Genomic DNA, 22,143 nt, shown 5'->3' on the forward strand with positions numbered 1-22,143 from the left:
AAAGGCATAGAATCCGTTCTGTGCCTTTTTTTACGCCCTTTTTGCCCTGACGCATGCCTGCCCAGTTCGATGCCATCCTCCCCGCCCCGTTCGGCAAGGTCGGCGTACGTACCGACGGTGATGCCGTTGCCGAGCTGGTCTATCTGCCGGATTCGTACGACGCCATCGCGCCCGCCAGCACGCTGCTGCGCGAAGTGGCCGCGCAGCTCGACGCGTACTACGCCGATCCCAATACCGTCTTCGATCTGCCGCTCGCCGCACGCGGCACCGACTTTCAGCGTCGCGTCTGGGACCAGATCTGTGCCGTGCCACGCGGGGGCCTGACCACCTACGGCACCATCGCCAAGACCCTGCGCAGCGTGCCGCGCGCAGTGGGTCAGGCGTGTGGACAGAACTGGTTTCCGGTGGTGATCCCGTGCCATCGCGTGGTCAGCGCGAGCGGGCTCGGCGGCTTCGCCCATCATGGCGAGGAAGGGTTCCACCTCGGTGTCAAACGCTGGTTGCTGCGCCACGAAGGCGCGATGCTGTTGTGAGCGCGGCCCAGGTAGCCGTGCAGGTAGACGAGGCGGCGCTGGCCGCGGACCTCACGCTCGTCGATCGCTTCTGCGATGCGCTGTGGCTCGAGGACGGCCTGTCGCGCAACACGATCGACGCGTATCGCCGTGACCTGTCGATGCTCGCGCGGTGGCTGCACGAGAACGACCACGGTGCGCTGCTTGGCGTCAACGACACCTCGCTGTCGGCCTACTTCGCCGCGCGCCATGCGGAGACGCGCGCCTCGTCGGCCAACCGCCGTCTGACCGTGTTCCGCCGCTTCTTCCAGTGGGCGCTGCGCGAGCATCTGATAACGGCCGACCCGTGCCTGCTGCTGCGGCCGGCCAAGCAAGCGCCGCGTTTCCCGAAGACGCTGTCCGAGGCTCAGGTAGAGGCGCTGATCGACGCGCCCGACACCGAAGCGCCGCTCGGCCTGCGCGACCGCACCATGATCGAGCTGATGTATGCGAGCGGGCTGCGCGTATCCGAACTCACGCAGATGAAGACCGTCGAAGTGGGCCTCAACGAAGGCGTGGCGCGCGTGGTTGGCGGCAAGGGCAACAAGGAGCGACTGGTGCCGTTCGGCGCGCAGGCTGGCGACTGGTTGCGCCGCTATCTGGCCGAGTCGCGCCCGGCGCTACTCGCGGGCCGCGCGTGCGACGCGCTGTTCGTCACGCAGCGCGGCGAGGGCATGACGCGTCAGGCGTTCTGGCATCTGATCAAGAAGCATGCGCGCGAAGCGGGCATCCATGCCCCGCTGTCGCCGCATACGTTACGACACGCGTTTGCCACGCATTTGCTGAATCACGGCGCCGACCTGCGCGTGGTGCAGCTGCTGCTGGGGCACGCCGATATCTCCACCACGCAGATCTATACGCACGTGGCGCGCGAGCGCCTGCGCGAACTGCACCAGCAACATCATCCGCGCGGCTAGCTTCGATCAGGTGGCGCCGAGACGATCGCGCGTACGGCGGGCCACGTTTTTGGTCCACGGGAATGCGGACCAATAGCGGTCGGCAAACTGCTCGATATCGGTCTTGTGCTTGAGCGAAAGACCGATCATGTCGAGCCCCTCGATAAACATCTGACGGTGCCGCTCGGACAACTGGAACGTGTGCTCCCCGACCGGCGTCTGCACACGCATGGTCCCGAGATCGATCGAGATCGCATTGCCGCTGTCCGCATCCACTGCGTTCATCAGCGATTCGATCACGTCGCGCGGCAGCATGACGAGCAGCAGCCGGTTGTTCATCGCATTGGAGTAGAAGATCTCTCCGTAGCTGGGCGCGATCACGGCGCGGATACCGAACTGCTGCAATCCCCAGACGGCATGCTCGCGGCTCGATCCACAGCCGAAATTGGCGCCGCCAACCAGAACACTGGTGCCCGCGTACTCGGGCCGGTTCAGCACGAACTCCGGACGCAACGCGCCGCTGGCGTCGAAGCGATGGTCGTACAGGATCCCCTTGTCGAGCCCGGCCTTGTCGATGCCGCGCAGGAACTGTTTCGGGATGATCTGATCGGTATCGAGATTCTCGAAGCGGATCGCGGCCGCTTTGCCGATGATGTGGGCGTGCTCAGACATGGGCGAGCTCCAGCTTGCGGACGTCGGTAATTTTTCCCGTAATGGCCGCTGCGGCCGCCATTGCCGGACTCATCAGATGGGTGATGGCGCCCCGCCCCTGCCGGCCTTCGAAATTCCGGTTGGTGGTGGAAGCACAGCGAACGCCGTCGGCCAGCACATCGTCGTTCATCGCGAGACACATGGAACACCCCGGCTGCCGCCACTCGAAGCCCGCTGCCGTCAGGATCTCCGCAATACCTTCGCGCTCGGCCTGCGCCTTGACGGCCCCCGACCCCGGCACGACCATGGCTCGCACTCCACTGGCCACCTTGCGGCCGCGCACGATGCCCGCCACCGCGCGCAGATCTTCGATGCGGCCGTTGGTACACGAACCGATAAAGACGTGCTGAATCGGCGTGCCCTCGAGCGCGCTGCCCGGAGTGAGGTGCGTGTACGACAGCGCGCGCTCGACCGAGCGTTGATCCGCCTCGTCCATCTGGTCTTCGGCGAACGGAATGCGTCCGGAGACCGGCACCACCTGGTCCGGACTCGTGCCCCACGTCACGTAGGGTTCGATGTCGCTGGCATCGAAAACGAAATCAAGGTCGAACGATGCCTCGGGGTCGCTCTTCAGCGTACCCCAGTACGCGAGCGCGGCGGTGCGCTGGGCGTCGTCCATATCGTGCGCGCGGCGCAGGACGTAGTCGGTTGACGTCGCGTCCGGCGCAATCAGCGCGCCGCGTGCCGCCGCTTCCACCGTCATATTGCAAAGCGTAAATCGGGCTTCGACGCTGAGGTCACGGATGGCCGAGCCGCAGTATTCGACGACGTAGCCGCGCGCGCCCTGCGCACCAATCCTGCCGATGATCATCAGGATCAGGTCCTTCGCCGTCGTGCCCGCGGGCAGCTTGCCATCGACACGGATCCGCATGGTCCTGGCCATACGGTAGACCAGTGTCTGCGTTGCCAGCACGTGTTCGACTTCCGACGTACCGATGCCAAAGCCCAATGCCCCCAACGCGCCGTAGGTGGTCGTATGGCTGTCGCCGCAGATCACCACCATGCCCGGACGGATCATGCCGTGCTCGGGCGCGATCACGTGTTCGATCCCCTGCAGCGTGTCGTTGGTATCGAACAATGGAATCGCATGCCGCACGCAGTTGTCGCGCAGATTCGTCGCCTGCAGCGATGACGCCGCATCCGCAATCACGCGGATCCTGGTCGGATGCGTCGGGATGATGTGGCTCACGACCGAGACGTTCTGTCCCGGCACCAGCACTTCCCGGCCCTGCTCGTGCAAACCGGCGAACGCCTGCGGACTCGTGTACTCGTTCATCAAGTGCAGGTCGCAGAACAGCAGGACGTTGTCGTCGTCGATACGCGTGACCGTGTGCGAGTCGACCAGCTTGTTGTAAAGGGTTCGTTGAGACATGGAAACTACCTGGTTCGCAATCACTCGGCGGTAATGCCGCGTTGTTTGATCAATTGGGCCCACATCGGCAACTCTTTCTCCAGCCGCTTGCGCGCCGCCTCCGGTGTGGAAGGCATCGGCTCGAAGCCTTCCTTGATCATCCGGTCTTTCGTCGCCTCCGCCGTCAGTGTGGCGTTGAGCGTCGTGTTCAGTTTGTCGATAACGGCCTTGGGCGTGCCGGCCGGCGCAAACACCATGAACCACGTCTCGAAGTTGTAGCCGGGCAAGCCCGCTTCGGCGGCCGTCGGCACGTTCGGCAGCAGCGGCGAACGGGTTGACCCCGTGACCGCGAGGGCCGTGAGCTTGCCGGCCAGCACGTGCTGCTGCGCCGCCGAGATCACGGGGAAGCTCATATCTACCTGTCCGGCAATCGTGTCGACGAGCGCGGGGCCGCCGCCGCGATACGGCACGTGAACGATCGACACGTTGGCCACCGACTTGAACAGTTCGGCCGACATATGGAACGTGCTGCCGTTACCCGCCGAGCCGTAGGTCAGCTTGTCGGGCTTCGCCTTCGCCAGCGCAATCAGCTCCTGCAGGTTCTTGGCGGGAATCTTGTTGTTGACCACCAGCACGTGCTGGGAGCCCGCCACCATGCCGATCGGCGCCAGATCCTTCAGCGTGTCGTACGGCATGCGAGGGAACAGGCCCGGGTTGATCGCAAGGGATACCGTTTGCAGACCGATGGTGTATCCGTCCGGGGCAGACTTGGCCACGGCGTCCACGCCGATATTGCCGCCCGCGCCCGCGCGGTTGTCCACGACGATGGTGCCGCCCAGGTTTTTCGACCACGCGTCTGTCACCAGGCGCGCGGCGATATCGGCGCTGCCGCCCGGGGCGTATGGCACGATCAGGCGGATCGGACGCTGCGGAAAGGACTGCGCCGAGGCGCTGCCCATTACGACGGCACAGGCAAAGGATGTGGCAACGAACGCGGCAAGGTGAATGCGCTTCATGGGGGGTTGTCTCCGTCTAGGTCTGTGTTTTTATGAACTGGTTTTTTATGGGAGAGATGCTAGCACTTGCCTACAGAAACATAATTTAGGCAGAATCACTTCTTTCTTGCCTACCATTCAGCAATGGACAGTTTTTCGGACGTGGCTTTCTTTGCGGCGATCAACAAGCTCGGCAGCCTTGCGGCGGCGGCCCAGGAACTTGGCGTCACGCCATCCGCGGTCAGCAAGCGGCTGCATGCGCTGGAGTCACGACTTGGGGTTCGGCTGTTGAACCGTACGACCCGGCGCATCAGCCTGACGCCGGAGGGCGAGAGCTACCTGGTCGAGGGCGCGCGTATCCTCGCGGAACTGGAAACGCTGGAACGCACGGTGGGCGGCAATAGCAGTTCGCCGCATGGCCTGCTGAAGATCGGTGCCACGCTGGGTTTTGGACGGCGGCATATCGCCCCTGCCCTCGCCGCGTTTTCCCGCCAGTTCCCGAAGATCGAGATTCAGCTGTATTTGAGCGAGCGGCCGATGAACCTGACCGAGCTCGGGCTGGATGCAGTGGTCCACTTCGGCGATTTGCCTGACGTGCGACTTACCGCGCGGCTGCTGGCGAACAATCGCCGCCTGCTCGTCGCCGCCCCGACTTATCTCGCGCGCGCCGGTTTGCCCGGCAGTCCGCGAGATCTGGCGCGGCATAGCTGCATCTTTATCCGCGAAGCGGATGAGACCTTCGGTACCTGGCATTTCCGTCATGGCGCTCAGCAGGAGACCGTCAAAGTGCGGGGCACGATGAGTACCAACGATGGCGAGTCCGCCGTCGTCTGGGCCCTTGAAGGTCAAGGACTGGTCGTCAGATCCGAATGGGATATTGCCGAGCCGCTACGCCATGGCACACTTTGCCAGGTCCTGCCTCAGTGGCAACTCGCGCCGGCCGATATCCACCTGGTCTACAGCGGTGGCAAAACCCGCTCGGACAAGCTGCGGGTACTGGTCGATTTTCTGCTGGAGCGATTTGCCGATCACCGCCAGCAAAAGGCGGGGGGCGCCGGTGGGCCCGCCGGTAAGGGACAATGGTGACGTCTCACAGAACCTGTCAGTCATGAGTAAAGCGAAACACATCTCTGAAACGCCGGCCACGCAGTTCCTGCGCCAGCATGGCGTTGCCTTTGGCGAGCACCCCTACGACTACGTCGATCACGGCGGCACCGGTGAATCGGCGCGGCAGCTCGGCGTGCCCGAGCACGACGTGATCAAGACGCTGGTGATGGAGGACGAGCGCGCGCAGCCGCTGATCGTGCTGATGCACGGGGACTGCTCGGTGTCCACCAAGAACCTCGCGCGCCAGATCGGCTGCAAGAGCGTGCAGCCCTGCAAGCCCGAGGTCGCGCAGCGCCACAGCGGATTCATGGTCGGTGGCACCTCGCCGTTCGGCACGCGCAAGAAGCTGCCGGTCTATGTGGAAGCGTCGGCGCTGGCATTGGAGCGGATCTACATCAACGGCGGCCGCCGCGGTTACCTCGTCAGCATCGCGCCGCAGGTACTGACCGATCTGCTCGGCGCGAAGCCGGTCGAATGCGCACTACCCGATTGATTCCTGACGGAGCGCACCGCCGGCCGCGCTACAATCGCGCCAGCCTAAAATTACGACAACACCCCAGATAACTCCCTGCAATGGTCAATCTGATCTTCGCCGCTATCGCCTACCTGATCGGCTCGGTATCCTTCGCCGTCGTGGTCAGCAAGCTCATGGGTCTGCCCGATCCGCACAGCTATGGCTCGGGCAACCCCGGCGCCACCAACGTGCTGCGCACCGGCAACAAGAAGGCCGCGATCCTGACGCTGATCGGTGATGGCGCCAAAGGCTGGTTCGCAGTCTGGCTCGCGCATCGCTTCGGCCCCGCGTATGGCGTCAACGAAGCCGGCATCGCGCTGGTGGCAGTGGCGGTTTTCCTCGGCCACCTGTTCCCGGTGTACCACCGCTTCGCGGGTGGCAAGGGTGTTGCCACCGCAGCCGGCATCCTGCTCGCGCTCGACCCGATCCTCGGCCTCGCGACGCTCGCCACGTGGCTGATCATCGCGTTCTTCTTCCGCTATTCGTCGCTCGCGGCACTGGTATCGGCGATCTTCGCGCCGTTCTTCTACGTGCTGATGTCCGGCGTGGATATCATCACCGGCGCGATCTTCGTGATCAGCGTCTTGCTGGTGATGCGACATCGCCAGAACATCGCGAAGCTGCTGGCCGGCAAGGAAAGCCGGATCGGGGACAAGAAGAAGCCGGGCTGAAGCCGCCGTTATTGCCTGGCTGTCACTGACGACTGTGATTCGCTCGCGATGTCGGCCCCTTCCGCATGCCACCCGCCGCCAAGCGCGGTAATCAGGATCACCGACGTGGTGTACTGACGGCTCGTGATCGACAGCGCGGTGCGCTCCGCGGTGTAGGCCACGGTCTGCGCGGTGAGCACGTCGAGCAGCGCGGCGGTACCCGCCTTGTAGCGATTGTTCACGAGCGCGAGCGCATCGCGCGCGGAGCGCAGCGCGTCGTTCTGCACTACCGATTCCTGCTCCAGCAGACGCGCGGCCGCGAGGTTGTCCTCGACTTCCTGGAATGCGTTGAGCACGGTCTGGCGATAGGTCGCCACGCTCTGATCGTAGGCCGCCACCGCCTGCGCCTTGTTCGCGCTGCGCAGCCCGCCATCGAAGATCGCACCCGCCAGCGCCGGGCCGAACGACCAGATGCGATCGGGCAGCGAGAGCCAGCGCGCGAGTGTGGCCGCCGTAAGGCCGCCGGTCGCCGACAGCGACAGCGTGGGGTAGTAAGCGGCCTGCGCCACGCCAATCTCGGCGTTGGCGGAAGCCATGCGGCGCTCGGCCGCGCCGATGTCGGGCCGCCGTTCGAGCAGTTGCGAGGGCACCGCCACGGGCACGCGCGGCAGCGTGGTGTTGAAGTCGGCCGCATGCATCGTGAGTTCCGACGGCGACTTGCCGATCAGCACCGCAATCGCATGTTCGAGTTGCGCGCGCGTGATCTGGATATCGATCTGCTGCGCCTGCGCGGACTTCAGTTGCGTCTCCGATTGCAGCACATCCGAACGCTGCGCGGTACCCACCGCGTATTGGTTGCGCACGAGCTGCAGCGAGCGTTCGTAATCGCTGACCGTACGATCGAGCAACTCGCGTTGGGCATCGGCAATGCGCAGCAGGAAGTAGCTCTGCGCGAGCGTCGATTGCGTCGACAGCAGCGTGGAGGCGAGGTCAGCCGCGCTGGCTTCCGCGCCGGCCTGATTGCTTTCCACCTGACGCCGCACACGCCCCCACACGTCGAGCTCCCACGCCGCGGACAGCGTGGCGCTCTGTCCGTTGCGGATATTGCCGGCCTGGCTGGTGGTACTGCTACCCGAGCGCGAAGCGCTAGCCGTGCCGTTGAGCGTCGGGAAGAAGCCCGCACGAGCCGCCTGCAACGCGCCCGCGGCCTGACGGTACTGCGCTTCCGCGGCCTTGATGTTCTGGTTCGAGATCTGTACCTGCGCCATCAGCATATCGAGGTCCGGATCGTTGAACACGCGCCACCATTCCGCGCGCGCCACCTGATCCTGCGGCTCCGCGGTCTTCCAGTCGCCGGTCCATGCAGGCATGTCGGCACTGGCTTCCTTGAACGCGGCGGACGACGGCGCATCGGGTCGCTTGTAGTCGGGACCAACCGCGCAGCCGGCCAGCAGCAGCGCGCTGGCCAGCGCAACTACATGAAGGAGGGGGGAGCGGTGCATCGGCATCATGGCTCGCATCAATCGCTTTGTTTGCTTCAATGTCTTCAATCGCATCAAGGTAGGCGCGGCGCGGCGTCAGGTTCAGTACGCCGATGACGCGCGCGCCAGGCATTGACCTTCAGGCGCCAGCGGTCGAGCGTCAGGTAGACCACCGGCGTCGTGTAGAGCGTCAGCAGCTGGCTGACCACCAGCCCGCCGACAATGGAAATCCCGAGCGGCGCGCGCAATTCGGCACCGTCGCCGCGGCCGATCGCCAGCGGCACCGCACCGAGCAACGCCGCCATGGTGGTCATCATGATCGGACGGAAGCGCAGCAGGCACGCGCGATGAATCGCCTCGCGCGGGGACAGGCCTTCGCGGCGCTCGGCATCGATCGCGAAGTCGATCATCATGATCGCGTTCTTCTTGACGATGCCGATCAGCAGGATCACGCCGATCAGCGCGATGATGCTGAAATCGGTCTTCGACGCGAGCAGCGCGAGCAACGCGCCCACGCCGGCCGACGGCAGCGTCGACAGGATCGTGAGCGGATGCACGTAGCTTTCGTACAGGATGCCGAGCACGATATAGATCGTGATCAGCGCGGCGAGGATCAGGTACGGCTGACTCTTGAGCGAGTCCTGGAATGCCTTGGCACCACCCTGAAAGTTGGCTTGCAGGGTCTCGGGCGCGCCGATGCGCGCCAGCGCATCGCGAATCGCATCCGTCGCCTCCGACAGCGAGAAACCCTCGGCCAGATTGAACGAAATCGTCGAGGCCGCGAACTGACCCTGATGATTGACGCCGAGCGGCGTGCTGGTCGGCGTGACGCGCGCGAACGCGGACAGCGGCACGCGGTTGCCGCCGCCAGTGACCACATAGATGTCCTGCAGCGCATGCGGGCCCTGCAGATATTCCTGACTCAGCTCCATCACCACGCGATACTGGTTCAGCGGGTGATAGATCGTGGAGACCAGCCGCTGCCCGAACGCATCGTTGAGCACCGCGTCGACCTGCTGCGCGGTCACGCCTAGCTTCGACGCGGTATCGCGATCGATGATCACCGAGGTCTGCAGGCCCTTGTCGTTGGTATCGGTGTCGACGTCCTCGATACCCTTGATATTCGAGATCGCGGCACGCACCTTCGGCTCCCACGCGCGCAGCACTTCGAGATCGTCGGACTGCAGCGTGAACTGATACTGCGAGCTGCTCTGCCGGCCACCGATGCGAATATCCTGCACCGGTGTCAGGAACAGGCTCGCGCCGGGCTCCTTGGCCAGCTTGACCCGCAGCCGCGCGATGATCGCATCGGCCGTTTCCTTGCGCTCGGAGAGCGGCTTCAGCGTGACGAACATCTGCCCCGTGTTGCGCTGCGACCCACCGGTGAAGCCGGTCACATTGACCACAGCAGGGTCGGTGCGCACGATCGTGATGAAGTTGTCGAGCTTCTTGGTCATGGCCTGGAACGATGTGGCCTGATCCGCGCGGATAAAGCCAATCAGCCGCCCCGTATCCTGCTGCGGGAAAAAGCCCTTCGGCACGATGACGTACAGCCACACGTTGAGGCCAACGGTCGCAATCAGCACCAGCCAGACCAGCGTGCTGTGCCGCAGCGCCACGCCGAGCGTGCGCGCGTATTGATCATGCATCCAGTTGAAGACGCGTTCGCTCGTGTGATAGAAGCGGCCACGCTTCTCTTCCGCCACCGGGCGCAGCAGCTTGGCGCACATCATCGGCGTGGTGGTCAGCGAGACCACCAGCGAGACCAGGATCGCCACCGACAGCGTGATCGCGAACTCCTGAAACAGCCGGCCGACGATGCCGCCCATCAGCAGCAGCGGGATAAACACCGCGATCAGCGAGAGGCTCATCGAGATCACCGTGAAGCCCACCTCGCGCGCGCCGCGCAACGCGGCCTGGAGCGGCTTCATGCCGTTCTCCATATGCCGCGAGATATTCTCGAGCACCACGATCGCATCATCGACGACGAAGCCCGTGGCAATGGTCAGCGCCATTAGCGAGAGGTTGTTCAGCGAGAAGCCGCACAGATACATCACCGCGAACGTACCGACCAGCGACACCGGCACGGCGACACTCGGGATAAGCGTCGCGCGCACGTTGCGCAGGAACAGGAACACCACCATGATCACCAGCGCGACCGAGATCATCAGCGTGTGTTCCACCTCGCGCAGCGACGCGCGAATGGTCGGCGTGCGGTCGAGCATCACGTCCATCGAGATCGCGGCCGGAATCATCTTGCGTAGTTGCGGCAGGATCTCGTTGACGCGATCGACGGTCTCGATGATGTTGGCGCCCGGCGAACGGTTAAGCACCAGAAGCACCGATGGCTTGCCGTTGGCCGAGCCCGCGTTGCGGATGTCCTGCACAGAGTCCGTCACGTTGGCCACGTCCGACAGCCGCACCGGTACCTGCACCGAGTTCGGGCCCGTATTGCCGGTGCCGCCACCGGTGGCGCCGGTCGTGATCGTGGTGGTGCCGCTGCTCGTGGTCAGCGTGGTAGTGGTGACGCCGTTGACGGTCTTGGTGCTGACGTTGCCGCCGGCGGTGGCGTTGGCGGTGCTCGCGATCAGTGCGCCCGCCGACGCCGACGAGTAGGTTCCCGGCGTGGCGTAGCGGACGATCAGCGGCATATAGTCCTTGGCCGCCATGGCCTGGTCGTTCGCGTAGACCTGCCAGTTATTGTTGTTGTTCTCGAGCACGCCAAGCGGACGATTGGCGTTGGTCGCGCTGATCGTATTGCGCACGTCCTCGAGCGAGATACCGTAGTTGTTGAGCGCGGTCGGGTTGAGCTCGACGCGCACGGCCGGCAGCGAGGAGCCACCGATCGTCACCTGACCCACACCTTCCACCTGCGACAGCTTCTGCGCGAGGATGGTCGAGGCCGCATCGTACAGCTGGCCGCGCGTCATGGTCGGCGAGGTCAGCGCGATGATCATGATCGGCGCGTCGGCCGGGTTGACCTTGCGATAGGTCGGATTGTTCGGCAGGCTCGTCGGCAGCGTGGCGCGCGAGGCATTGATGGCGGCCTGCACATCGCGCGCGGCCCCGTCGATATCGCGCGACAGGTCGAACTGCAGCGTCACACGCGTGGAGCCGAGCGAGCTCGACGAGGTGATTTCGTTGACGCCGGCAATGGTGCCCAGCGCGCGCTCGAGCGGCGTGGCCACGGTGGCGGCCATGGTCTCGGGGCTCGCGCCCGGCAGCGAAGCGGACACCGAGATCGTCGGAAAGTCCACCTGCGGCAGCGGCGAGATCGGCAGCAGTCGCAGCGCCGCAATGCCCGCCAGCAGAATGCCGATGGTGAGCAGCGCGGTGGCAACCGGGCGATGGATAAAGGCGGCCGAGAGGTTCATCAGGCGTTAGGCTCCTGCGGACGCGGGGCATTGCGCGCGGTACCGCCATCGTCGTCACCCCCGTCGTCACCTCCGTCGTCACCCCCGTCGCCACCAGCACGACCATCGCTTTCCGGATCGCCAAACTTGCGACGGCGCCAGTCGTTCAGACGATACGCCAGCCGGTCGAACGCAAGGTAGATCACCGGCGTGGTGAACAGCGTCAGCACCTGGCTGACCAGCAGGCCACCGACCATCGTCACGCCGAGCGGGCGGCGCAGTTCGGAGCCGATGCCGGTGCCCAGCATCAGCGGCAACGCCGCGAGCAAGGCCGCCATCGTCGTCATCAGGATCGGACGGAAGCGCAGCAGGCACGCCTGGAAGATGGCGTCGCGCGGCGCCATCCCGCCCTCGCGTTCGGCCTCGAGCGCGAAGTCGATCATCATGATCGCGTTCTTTTTGACGATACCGATCAGCAGGATGATGCCGATGATCGCGATGATGCCGAGGTCCTGCTGCGCGACCAGCAGCGCCAGCAGTGCGCCGACGCCCGCGGAGGGCAACGTGGACAGGATCGTCACCGGATGAATGGTGCTCTCGTACAGCACGCCCAGCACGATATACATCGTGATCACCGCGGCAAGGATCAGCCACAACGTATTGGACAGCGATGCGCTGAAGGCCAGCGCGGCACCCTGGAACTCGGTGGCCATCGAGATCGGCAGGCCCATTTCCTTTTCCACACGCGTGATCTTCTCCACCGCGGCGCCGAGCGACTCGCCCGGTGCAAGGTTGAACGAAATCGTCGCGGCCGGGAATTGGCCCTGATGGTTGATCACGAGCGGACCGGTGCGTTCGCTGACGCGCGCGATCGAGCCGAGCGGCACCTGACCGCCCGACGATGATGGCAGCCGCAGCTCGGACAGCGACTGCGGGCTCGTGCGGAACTGCGGCATGGTCTCGAGCACCACGCGGTACTGATTGGCCTGCGTGAAGATCGTCGACACCAGACGCTGGCCGAACGCGCTGTACAGCGCGCTGTCGATCACCGCCGTGGTGATGCCGAAACGCGCGGCGGCATCGCGATCGATCTCCACATAGGCGCGCAGGCCGTTGTTCTGCTGATCGCTGGTCACGTCGCGTAGCTCGCGTTCCTGGCGCAGGCGCTCGACGAGCTTCGGTACCCATTCGGCGAGCACCTTCGGATCGGGGTCTTCCACCGTGAACTGATACTGCGTGCGCGACACGCGATCTTCGATGGTCAGATCCTGCACTGGCTGCAGATACAGCGATACGCCGCCAAGCTTCTGCGTCGCGGCCTGCAGGCGGTCCATCACCACATCCATGCTCTCGCGCTCGCCCTTGGGCTTGAGGTTGATCAGCATGCGCCCGGCGTTGAGCGTGGTGTTGGTGCCGTCGACACCGATGAACGATGACACGCTTGCCACCGCCGGGTCTTCGAGGATGGTCTTCTGTACCGCTTCCTGCTTGCGCCCCATGGCCGAGAACGAGGTGGTCTGCGCGGCCTCGGTGATGGCCTGCAGCACGCCGGTGTCCTGCACCGGGAAGAAGCCCTTGGGCACCACGAGGTAAAGCAGGCCGGTCAGCAGCAGCGTGCCCACGGCCACCACGAGCGTGGCGGTCTGGCGCGCGAGCACCCATTCGAGCGCGCGACCGTAGCGTTCCACCACGTTGTCGAAGAAGCGGCCCGTCGCGCGATGAAAGCCCGACAACTCCTCTTCGGGCACATGGCGCAGCAGACGCGCGCACATCATCGGCGTGAGCGTCAGCGAGACCACGGCCGAGATCAGGATCGATACCGCCAGCGTGATGGCGAACTCGCGGAACAGCCGACCCACCACGTCCCCCATGAACAGCAGTGGGATGAGCACGGCCACCAGCGAGAACGTCAGCGAGATGATCGTGAAGCCAATCTGCTTCGATCCCTTGAGCGCCGCCGCCATCGGCGTGTCGCCCTTCTCGATGTACCGCATGATGTTCTCGATCATCACGATCGCATCGTCCACGACGAAGCCGGTCGCGATGGTCAGCGCCATCAGCGTGAGGTTGTTGATCGAGAATCCCGCGAGGTACATCACGCCGAACGTGCCGACCAGCGAGAGCGGCACCGCAACGCCCGGGATGATCGTCGCGGGCACATTGCGGAGGAACACGAAGATCACCATCACGACCAGCGCGATGGCCAGCAGCAGTTCGAACTCGACGTCCTTTACCGACGCGCGGATGGTGGTGGTGCGGTCCGTCAGCTGCTGCACGTGCACCGAGGCCGGCAGCGCGTTCTGCAACTGCGGCAGCAGCGACTTGATGCGGTCCACCACCTCGATCACGTTGGCGCCGGGCTGGCGCTGGATATTCAGCACGATCGCGGGCTTGCCGTTGGCCCACGCGGCCAGCCGCGTGTTCTCGGGGCCGTCGACGATATCGGCCACGTCGGTAATGCGGATCGGCGCGCCGTTCTGGTAGCCGATGATGATCTGGCGGTACTCGTCGGCCGATCGCAACTGGTCGTTGGCATCGATCGTCGACGCGCGCTGCGGGCCATCGAAGCTGCCCTTGGCGCCATTCACGTTGGCGCTGCCGATCGCGGTGCGCAGGTCGTCGATCGACATGCCAAGCGCGGCCAGCGCGGTGGGATTGGCCTGAATGCGCACGGCGGGACGCTGGCCGCCGCTGATCGTGACGAGACCCACACCCTGGATCTGCGAGATCCGCGCGGCCACGCGCGTGTCCACCATGTCCTGCAACTGCGGCAGCGGCAACGTGTCCGACGTCATCGACAGCGTCATGATCGGCGCGTCGGCCGGATTGACCTTGCTGTAGACCGGTGGCATCGGCAGGTCCGCGGGCAGTAGATTGCCACCCGCATTGATCGCGGCCTGCACTTCCTGCTCGGCCACGTCGAGCGACAGCGACAGTTCGAACTGCAACGTGATCACCGAGGCGCCGCCCGACGAGGATGACGACATCTGCTTGAGGCCCGGCATCTGGCCGAACTGGCGTTCGAGTGGCGCAGTCACTGACGACGTCATCACGTCGGGGCTCGCGCCCGGATACAGCGTGGTGACCTGGATGGTCGGGTAGTCAACCTCCGGCAGCGCGGATAGCGGCAGCAGGCGGAATGCCACCAGCCCGGACAACAGGATGGCGACCATCAGCAGCGCCGTGGCAACTGGCCGCTCGATAAAGATGCGTGACGGATTCATGCCGCTCCTCGATTCCTTCGCCGCTTACTGCTGCGGGCGCTGGCCGACATTGCCGGCGGCGGGGTTAGCGGAGCCTGCGGGGGTATTGCGGGTCGGGTCGGGCACGGCATCCGCGTCGCGCTGGCGGCGCGGTTCGCCCGCCGGCGCGCTCGCACCACTGGCATCATCGCCCCGATGTGCATGCGCGCCACTGGCACCATTCGCACCTCCCGCACCCGCGCCGCTCGCACCGCCCCAGTTGCTGCCCTCGCGATGGCGTCCGCGCCCACGCGGCTGGCTTGCGGGCACGAGCTGTGCCGCGCGCGCGGCCGGGTCCACGGCCTCCACGGTCATGCCTTCCTTGAGGCGATCGGCACCATCGATCACCACGCGCTGGCCGGGCTGCACGCCCTTGGTCACCGCGGTACGCGTGCCATCGCTGGCGCCGAGCGTGACCGCGGCCACGTGCACGGTGCTTGCGTCATCGACCACGTACACAAACGTGCCCTGCTGGCCGCGCTGGATGGCCGCGACCGGAATCACGGTGGCGTCCTCGAGCGTGTCAATGCGCGTGCGCACGTTGACGAACTGGTTCGGGAACAGCATGCCGTCCTTGTTCTCGAACTGCGCCTTGAGCTTGACCGTGCCGGTGGTCACGTCGATCTGATTGTCGGTGGTAAGCAGCGTGCCGTCAGCCAGTTGCGTGCGCATCTGGCGGTCCCACGCCTGCACCGGCAGCTTCTTGCCGGCATTGAGCTGCTTGAGCACCTGCGGCAGGTTGTCCTCGGGAATCGTGTACAGCACGGTAATCGGCTGGATCTGCGTGATCAGCGCGACGCCGTTGGTATCGCCGGTATTGACGATATTGCCCGCGTCCACCTGCCGCAGGCCGATGCGGCCAGACACCGGTGCCACAATGCGCGTATAGCCCAGCTGGATGCGCGCATTGTCGACATTACCCTGATCGGTCTTGACCGTGCCCTCGTACTGGCGCACCAGTGCGTCCTGCGTGTCCACCTGCTGACTCGAGATCGAGTCCTGCTGCAACAGCGTCTTATAGCGTTTCTGGTCCAGACGCGCGTTCTGCAGCAGCGCCTGGTCGCGCGCGAGCTGCCCCACGGCCTGGTCGAGCGTGGCCTGGAACGGGCGCGGATCGATCTCGGCCAGCACATCGCCGGCCTTGACCATCTGACCTTCCTTGAACAGCACGCGCAGCAGCGGCCCGGATACCTGCGCACGCACGGTCACGTTGGCCAGCGGCGTGACGTTGCCAAGGCCGTTGAGCACCACATCCATATCGCGGCGCGCAACCGTGGAGACGACCACCGGCGAACGCGGCATATTGGCGCCCGGACCACCGGGGCCTCCGAAGCCACCGGCCCCGCGTGCCTGCCGGCCACCGGCCGCCGCACTGCTCGCCCCGGCCTGCCCGGCGACGCTATCGGCCGCCGCGCGGTGGCTATGCCACCAGTACCAGCCGGCACCAGCCAGCACCACGACGACCGCGAGCGCGATCCAGGTGCGGCCCGCTGACGTGCCGCGCTTTGGCGCGGGACCCCGCGGTGGGGAGGGTGGCGAGGAGGGTTGACCGTGTTCGGGTTGGGACATTTCCGGAATCCTGGGAGCGACGCGCCCGGAACGGGGCGCGCCAACGATATTCGCGCGGCGGCCAAGACCGGCCGGCGGGCGAAAATGCAAAGTATGCCAAATCGCGCTACCGGAAAGACCATTGACCCTGGCCACCGGTAGAGGGGCTCGCGTTGCGGACGCGAACGTGCAGTGCACCTGGCGATGGTGAAAACTGCCGCGTTGATGGGACAAAGCATAATGTGCCGGGATGACCGCGCCTGTTTCGCGGACTCGCCCTTTTATTACAGCGGGTTACCAACGCGCCGGGTGTAACCTCCGGAAACAAAACCGTCGAAGCAATTCGCATTCCCACGCCGCAAGCCTGTCTATCATTTGCCTATGCGAACGAACCAGCCTACCCAGATCCTCGTCGTCGACGACGATCCCGAACTGCGCGACCTGTTGCGCGAGTACCTCACCTCGCAGGGCTTTGCCGTGTCCGTGATGCACGACGGCGACGGCCTGCAGGCGCGGCTCGAGCGCGAACGGCCCGCGCTCATCGTGCTGGACCTGATGATGCCGAAGGTCGACGGCCTGACCGCGCTGCGCAACCTGCGCGCGAAGAACGACGATATTCCGGTGATTCTGCTGACCGCGCGCAGCGATGAGATCGACCGCATCGTCGGCCTCGAGATCGGCGCTGACGATTACCTCGGCAAGCCATTCTCGCCGCGTGAATTGCTGGCGCGGATCAACGCGGTGCTGCGCCGCAAGCTGGCCCGCCCCGCGGCCGCGCCCGAAGATCGCGAGTCGATCGCGTTCGGGCCGTTCCGCGTGAATTTCCGCCAGCGCTCGCTGTTGCGCGCGGGACAAGGCGTGTCGATCAGCGACACCGAATTCGCGCTGCTCAAGCTGCTGCTGATGCATCCGCTGGAAGTGCTGTCGCGCGAGCGCATCGTCGAACTGATGTACGGCACCGCGAGCGGTATCAGCGATCGCGGCATCGACGTGCAGATCTGGCGGCTGCGTCGCCTGCTCGATGAGGACGCGCAGCGTCCGCGCTATATCCAGACCGTGCGTGGGCGCGGCTATACCTTCGTGCCTGACGAAGCGGAAGAGATTCCGCAGTAAAAAGCGTTGAACGATGAAGCTTAGGATCGACACCCTGTTCGGACGGATGGCACTGCTGATCGCCGCAGTGCTCGTGATCAGCCATTTCTCGTGGCTGACCATCCTGCGTATGGATCGCCGTCAGCAGCAGGTCGACTATTCGGTCGAGCAGATGCTGTTCCAGCTGCAGAGTATCGAGCACGCGCTCGACGCGCGGCCGCCGTTGCCGCTGCCGAGCCTGGTCGAGATTGGCAGCAATGCGCGCGCCGAGGAGATCGCGACGGTGCCGCAGGGCGGCCGGCCGCGCCGGTTGATCGAACAGTTCGCGGGGCGACTGCCGAAGGGCAGCGAGTTCCGCGTCGAGGACGAAGCGACGCCACGGCTGTGGATCAAGCTGCCGACGCGCACGAACTGGATCGCGATGCCGATCCTGTGGGTGCACAACCCCCCTCCCGATAACCGGTTGGTACCCGGCGTGATTCTCGTGGTGGGCGTCGCCATTGTGTTTGCGCTGCTGATCGCATGGCAGATCCAGCGGCCCGTGCGCGATATGGCCGAGGCCGCTGCGCGATTGTCGCGACAGGAGAGCGTGGCGCCGCTGCGCGAACGCGGGCCCCACGAGTTGCGGCAGCTGATCGAGCGTTTCAATCGCATGGTGGCGGACCTCGTGCGTACCGATCAGGAGCGCAATACGATGCTGGCCGGCATCGCGCACGACCTCAAGACACCGCTCGCGCGGCTACGGCTGCGCGCGGAGATGCTGTCCGACCCGAAGGCCTCGGCTGGCGTGACGCGCGATGTGGAGTCGATGTCCGCGATCGTCGAGCAGTTCCTGACGTTCGCGCAGAGTAGCGAGCCGACCGCGCGGCCGGTGCCCGTGGAGAAGCGGATTTCAGAGCTCGCGGATTCGCTTGCCGAGCAAGATCGCTTTGTCGAGCTCGACCTCGCGGCCGGCGACGGTTTCCGCATGATCGCGACGCAGCTCGATCGCATCGTCGGCAATCTCGTCGATAACGCCTATGCGTATGGCGCGCCGCCGGTCCATGTCTCCACCGCGCGCACCAACGAAGGCTGGCGCCTGACGGTGGAGGACCATGGCACGGGCATTCCCGACGATGCGATGGACCGCGTAACGCTACCGTTCGTACGACTCGATCCCGCACGCGGCGGCAACGCGCACTCGGGCCTCGGCCTGGCAATCGTCGATCGCCTAGTGCGGCAGGGCGGCGGCAAGCTCAACCTCGTCAATCGAGAGGAAGGCGGCCTGCGCGTGGAGATGGTGTTCCCGTTTGCGCCGCTGGCGCAGGCGGCTTGAGACGCATGGATTGACTTGCCTTGCCGCAGAGCCGCCATCAGCGCCCCGGCACCGGCAACGGTTCCCGCTTCACGCGCTCGCGTAGCCATGTCGCGGCCTTGCCCAGTGGCCGCTGCTTGTGCCACACCAGTTCCATCGCGACCGGCCAGTCCTTTTCCTGAAACGCGAGCTTCGGCGAGACCAGCCCCGCCGCTGCCGGCGAGTTCGCGGCCACGTGCCATGGCACGAAGCCCCAGCCGAGGTTGCGCTTGATCAGTTCCACGATCACCCACTGGCTTTCGACCCACCATACGTCCGCCGCCACGCGCAGACGCTTCTTTTCTTCGCTGTCGCTGCGCGTTGCCACCATGAGCTGGCGATAGCGCTTGAGCTCTTCCCAGTCGACACGCGGCTGATGTGCGAGCGGATGGTCCGGGGCGCAGAGAATCGGCATTGGCACCCAGCCCAATGCATGGAACGCCAACTCGGCCGGCAGAATTTCCTGCCGCCACATGATGCCGAGATCCGCGCCCTGGCTCATGACGAGGCGGCTCACGTCCTCCATCAGAGGGAACAGCAGTTCGAGCTCGACCGCCGGAAACTGGCGCGAGAACTCTTCGAGCATCACGCCGAGGATCTCTTCCGGATAGAGCTCGTCCACCGCCAGCACGAGCCGCGTCTCAACCCCTTCGCCGAGGCTCTTGGCCACGCCCCGAAAATGCTCGCAGCGTTCGAGGATCACGCGCGCCTCGGCCAGCAGCCGCTCGCCCGCAGGCGTCAGTACCGGATAGCGCGCGCTGCGGTCGAACAGCGCATTGCCGAGGTCGATCTCGAGGTTGGCCACGGCGGCGCTGACCACGGACTGCGCCTTGCCCAGCCGGCGCGCGGCAGCCGAGAACGAGCCGGTTTCCGCCGCCGCGACGAAGGCCTGCAGTTGGTCGAGTGACAAGCTCATGTCGATCCTTCCTCTCATCTATCGGCATCTATCGGAAAAGCCGATGGTATCTAACTTGGCAATATCAATTTAGCAGATAGACTGTGCCCATTGTCGTTTTGCTGGAGAGCATCATGCGCACTACCGGAGACCGGATCCGACACGCTATCGGTTTCGAGTTGATCGGCCTGCTGGCCTTTGCCCCGCTCGCGAGCTGGGTATTTGGCTATGCGCTGCACGAGATGGGCCTGATTGGCGCGGTCGCGTCGCTGATCGCGGCCGGATGGAATTACGTCTACAACCTGATGTTCGACAAGGCCATGGTTCGGCTCAAGGGCGATGTCCACAAGACGCCGGCCGTGCGCGTCCTGCATGCGATCCTGTTCGAGGGCGGCCTGCTGATCGTGTTCCTGCCGTCGGTGGCGTGGTACCTCGATATCAGCCTGTTCGACGCGTTCATCATGGACATCGCCGTGGCAGGTTTCTACATGGTCTACGCACTGATCTACAACTGGGCCTACGACATCGTGTTCCCGATTCCGAAGGCCGCCGCGTCGGTGAGCGACGCGCGGCCGACTTCGATCGCGAATTGACACGGTAACCGACCGTTCCACGTCATCCGAATCACCGTGGGCATGCGTTAACATCTTCGCCATGCCCATGTCCAATGCCCTGCCCCGCATCGTCCCGGCCGCCGCGCTGTTAGCGTGTCTTGCCGCCGGGTTCACGACCACCCCCACTTACGCCAAGCCGGCGAAGGCCAAGGCGGCAGCCGCGGCCACCGCTGCGGCCGCCGTCGCGACCTCTGCCGCGCATGCGAAGCGCCCCGCCGCGGAAGCGGTCGATCCTGCCGCGCTGCGTGCCGGACTGCCCGCGACGGTGGTCAGCGCGCTGCGTCGCGCCAACGTGCCGCTGTCGGCGGCCAGCTTCTACGTGGTCAAGGTTGGCGCGCCCATGGCCCGCGCGAGCTGGAATGCCGAGCAACCGATGAATCCGGCCTCGACCATGAAGGTCGTGACGACGTTTGCGGGACTGCAGTTGCTGGGGCCGGACTTCCGCTGGCAGACGTCGCTGTACGCCGACGCGCAGCCGGAGGTCGATGGCTCGGTCAACGGCAATATCTATCTGCGCGGTCGTGGCGATCCCAAGCTTGTGCCGGAGGAGATGGCCAAGCTGGTGTCGACGGCGCGCCGCGCGGGCGCGAGCAAGATCAATGGCGACATTGTGCTCGATCGCAGTTTCTTCGCGGATGGATTCGATGCCAACGGCACCATCGATGGGGAAAGCACGCGCGCTTACAACGTGAATCCGGACGCGCTGCTGTATTCGTTCAAGACGCTGTCGTTCACGATCAGTCCCGATCCGGCGAGCCGCTCGGTGGCGGTGTCGGTGACCCCCGCGCTCGCGCAACTGCGCGTGGACAACCGGCTGGCGCTGACCAACGGCCGCTGCGGCGACTGGCGCACGCGCGCCACGCCGGCGATCACGCCGCAGCCGGACGGCACCGTGCTGGCCGCGTTCGATGGCAACTATGCGGCCGATTGCGGCGAACACGTGGTCAACCTCGCCACGTTGTCGCACAGCGATTTCATCTCGGGAGGCTTCGTCGCGGAGTGGCAGCTTGCGGGCGGCACGTTCGCGCATACGCCCGGCGTGCGCAGCGGCCCGGTACCGCGCAACGCGGTCTTGCTGGCGCGCCACTACGGCGAACCGCTCGGCGATATCGTGCGCGATATCAACAAGTTCTCGAACAACGTGATGGCGCGCCAGCTGTTCCTGACCATCGGCGCGGAAATCGACCGCGGCGGCCCGGCCAGCACCGCGCGCTCGTCCACCGTCATCCATAAATGGCTGCAGAAGCAGGGCCTGGACCTGCGTAGCCTGGTGCTCGATAACGGCTCAGGGCTCTCGCGCGATGAACGCATCAGTGCGTATGACATGGCCCGGCTGCTGCAACAGGCTCTGGCGAGCAACGTCGGGCCCGCGCTGATCGACTCGCTGCCGATCCTCGGCGTGGACGGCACCCTGCGCAACCGCCTGACCCGCGCCAACGCGGCGGGCAATGCGTATCTGAAGACGGGCACGCTACAGGATGTGCGCGCACTCGCGGGCTATGTGGACGCGCTGAATGGGGAGCGCTATGTGGTGGTGGCCTATATCAACCACCCGAACGCGTCGGCCGCGCAGGAAGCGCACGACGCACTGATGCAGTGGGTGTACCGCGGCGCGCCGTGATTGCGCGCCTTCGGCTTTGCTCCCCTCTCGCTCGGGAGAGAGCCTATGTGCCACAGGTTTGCGCCGCTATCGCTCAGAGAGGGCTGACATGCCGCCGGTGCAGGGCTGTGCCATGCCGCCGGTTTGCTCCCCTCTCCCTCAGGGAGAGGGGTCGGGGGAGAGGGTGAAAGGTAAATTCACCCATTGTTT

The 22,143-nt window shown here is 65.3% G+C and carries 17 protein-coding genes; 9 read left to right on the forward strand and 8 right to left on the reverse strand.

Annotation, left to right across the window (positions count from 1 at the left end):
* Positions 1-53 precede the first annotated feature (53 nt).
* Together LDO41_RS09245 and xerD are read left to right on the forward strand one after the other, a co-directional pair.
* The gene (locus LDO41_RS09245; protein WP_223985304.1) at positions 54-533 is read left to right on the forward strand and encodes a methylated-DNA--[protein]-cysteine S-methyltransferase; all 480 of its coding nucleotides are present in this window, start codon (positions 54-56) and stop codon (positions 531-533) included.
* A 17-nt stretch (positions 534-550) separates the two neighbouring features.
* Positions 551-1,468 carry a site-specific tyrosine recombinase XerD gene (xerD, locus tag LDO41_RS09250; protein WP_377742211.1) on the forward strand — a complete coding sequence of 306 codons (918 nt, stop codon included), beginning with the start codon at positions 551-553 and terminating at the stop codon, positions 1,466-1,468.
* A 6-nt stretch (positions 1,469-1,474) separates the two neighbouring features.
* Here xerD and leuD read toward each other — a convergent pair whose 3' ends face one another.
* From leuD to LDO41_RS09265, 3 genes are read right to left on the reverse strand one after another with little or no spacing between them, the layout of a single operon-like run.
* Positions 1,475-2,119: a 3-isopropylmalate dehydratase small subunit gene (gene leuD, locus LDO41_RS09255; protein WP_223985310.1), complete on the reverse strand. Its 645-nt coding sequence runs from the start codon at positions 2,117-2,119 to the stop codon at positions 1,475-1,477.
* Complete coding sequence (leuC, locus tag LDO41_RS09260; protein ID WP_223985312.1) at positions 2,112-3,530, reverse strand: 3-isopropylmalate dehydratase large subunit; 1,419 nt, start codon at positions 3,528-3,530, stop codon at positions 2,112-2,114. The genes leuD and leuC overlap by 8 nt, the downstream gene beginning before the upstream one ends.
* A gap of 20 nt (positions 3,531-3,550) precedes the next feature.
* The gene (locus LDO41_RS09265) at positions 3,551-4,525 is read right to left on the reverse strand and encodes a tripartite tricarboxylate transporter substrate binding protein (RefSeq protein WP_377742105.1); all 975 of its coding nucleotides are present in this window, start codon (positions 4,523-4,525) and stop codon (positions 3,551-3,553) included.
* A 123-nt stretch (positions 4,526-4,648) separates the two neighbouring features.
* Between LDO41_RS09265 and LDO41_RS09270 the strand changes: the two genes are divergently transcribed.
* The 3 genes from LDO41_RS09270 (at position 4,649) to plsY (ending at position 6,796) form a co-directional block, all read left to right on the forward strand.
* Positions 4,649-5,590 carry a LysR family transcriptional regulator gene (locus LDO41_RS09270; RefSeq protein ID WP_223985315.1) on the forward strand — a complete coding sequence of 314 codons (942 nt, stop codon included), beginning with the start codon at positions 4,649-4,651 and terminating at the stop codon, positions 5,588-5,590.
* Positions 5,591-5,612: 22 nt separating this feature from the next.
* The gene (locus tag LDO41_RS09275; protein ID WP_223985318.1) at positions 5,613-6,104 is read left to right on the forward strand and encodes an aminoacyl-tRNA deacylase; all 492 of its coding nucleotides are present in this window, start codon (positions 5,613-5,615) and stop codon (positions 6,102-6,104) included.
* 80 nt (positions 6,105-6,184) lie between these two features.
* Positions 6,185-6,796, forward strand: coding sequence for a glycerol-3-phosphate 1-O-acyltransferase PlsY (gene plsY, locus LDO41_RS09280; protein WP_223985322.1), 612 nt, complete (start codon positions 6,185-6,187; stop codon positions 6,794-6,796).
* 8 nt (positions 6,797-6,804) lie between these two features.
* Here plsY and LDO41_RS09285 read toward each other — a convergent pair whose 3' ends face one another.
* The 4 genes from LDO41_RS09285 to LDO41_RS09300 are packed head-to-tail and all read right to left on the reverse strand — an operon-like array spanning position 6,805 to position 16,420.
* Entirely contained in the window at positions 6,805-8,277 is a 1,473-nt protein-coding gene (locus LDO41_RS09285) for an efflux transporter outer membrane subunit (protein ID WP_223985330.1), read from the reverse strand.
* 53 nt (positions 8,278-8,330) lie between these two features.
* Complete coding sequence (locus LDO41_RS09290; protein WP_223985333.1) at positions 8,331-11,630, reverse strand: efflux RND transporter permease subunit; 3,300 nt, start codon at positions 11,628-11,630, stop codon at positions 8,331-8,333.
* On the reverse strand, positions 11,630-14,833 hold the full coding sequence (locus LDO41_RS09295) for an MdtB/MuxB family multidrug efflux RND transporter permease subunit (protein ID WP_223985336.1): 3,204 nt from the start codon (positions 14,831-14,833) through the stop codon (positions 11,630-11,632). The genes LDO41_RS09290 and LDO41_RS09295 overlap by 1 nt, the downstream gene beginning before the upstream one ends.
* A 24-nt stretch (positions 14,834-14,857) precedes the next feature.
* Positions 14,858-16,420 (reverse strand): MdtA/MuxA family multidrug efflux RND transporter periplasmic adaptor subunit, encoded by a 1,563-nt coding sequence (locus tag LDO41_RS09300; RefSeq protein ID WP_223985337.1) that lies wholly within the window; start codon positions 16,418-16,420, stop codon positions 14,858-14,860.
* Between the two features lie 360 nt (positions 16,421-16,780).
* Between LDO41_RS09300 and LDO41_RS09305 the strand changes: the two genes are divergently transcribed.
* Both LDO41_RS09305 and LDO41_RS09310 read left to right on the forward strand, forming a co-directional pair.
* The gene (locus LDO41_RS09305) at positions 16,781-17,512 is read left to right on the forward strand and encodes a response regulator (RefSeq protein ID WP_223985339.1); all 732 of its coding nucleotides are present in this window, start codon (positions 16,781-16,783) and stop codon (positions 17,510-17,512) included.
* A gap of 13 nt (positions 17,513-17,525) precedes the next feature.
* On the forward strand, positions 17,526-18,806 hold the full coding sequence (locus tag LDO41_RS09310) for an ATP-binding protein (protein WP_223985348.1): 1,281 nt from the start codon (positions 17,526-17,528) through the stop codon (positions 18,804-18,806).
* Positions 18,807-18,843: 37 nt separating this feature from the next.
* Here LDO41_RS09310 and LDO41_RS09315 read toward each other — a convergent pair whose 3' ends face one another.
* Entirely contained in the window at positions 18,844-19,740 is an 897-nt protein-coding gene (locus LDO41_RS09315) for a LysR family transcriptional regulator (RefSeq protein WP_223985350.1), read from the reverse strand.
* Between the two features lie 113 nt (positions 19,741-19,853).
* Here LDO41_RS09315 and LDO41_RS09320 point away from each other — a divergent pair, with 113 nt between their 5' ends.
* Complete coding sequence (locus LDO41_RS09320; RefSeq protein ID WP_223985365.1) at positions 19,854-20,312, forward strand: PACE efflux transporter; 459 nt, start codon at positions 19,854-19,856, stop codon at positions 20,310-20,312.
* 67 nt (positions 20,313-20,379) lie between these two features.
* The gene (dacB, locus tag LDO41_RS09325; RefSeq protein WP_223985374.1) at positions 20,380-21,954 is read left to right on the forward strand and encodes a D-alanyl-D-alanine carboxypeptidase/D-alanyl-D-alanine endopeptidase; all 1,575 of its coding nucleotides are present in this window, start codon (positions 20,380-20,382) and stop codon (positions 21,952-21,954) included.
* The last annotated feature ends 189 nt before the right edge of the window (positions 21,955-22,143 follow it).

Source organism: Cupriavidus pampae, from assembly GCF_914271485.1.
GTDB classification, from domain to species: Bacteria; Pseudomonadota; Gammaproteobacteria; order Burkholderiales; family Burkholderiaceae; genus Cupriavidus; species Cupriavidus pampae.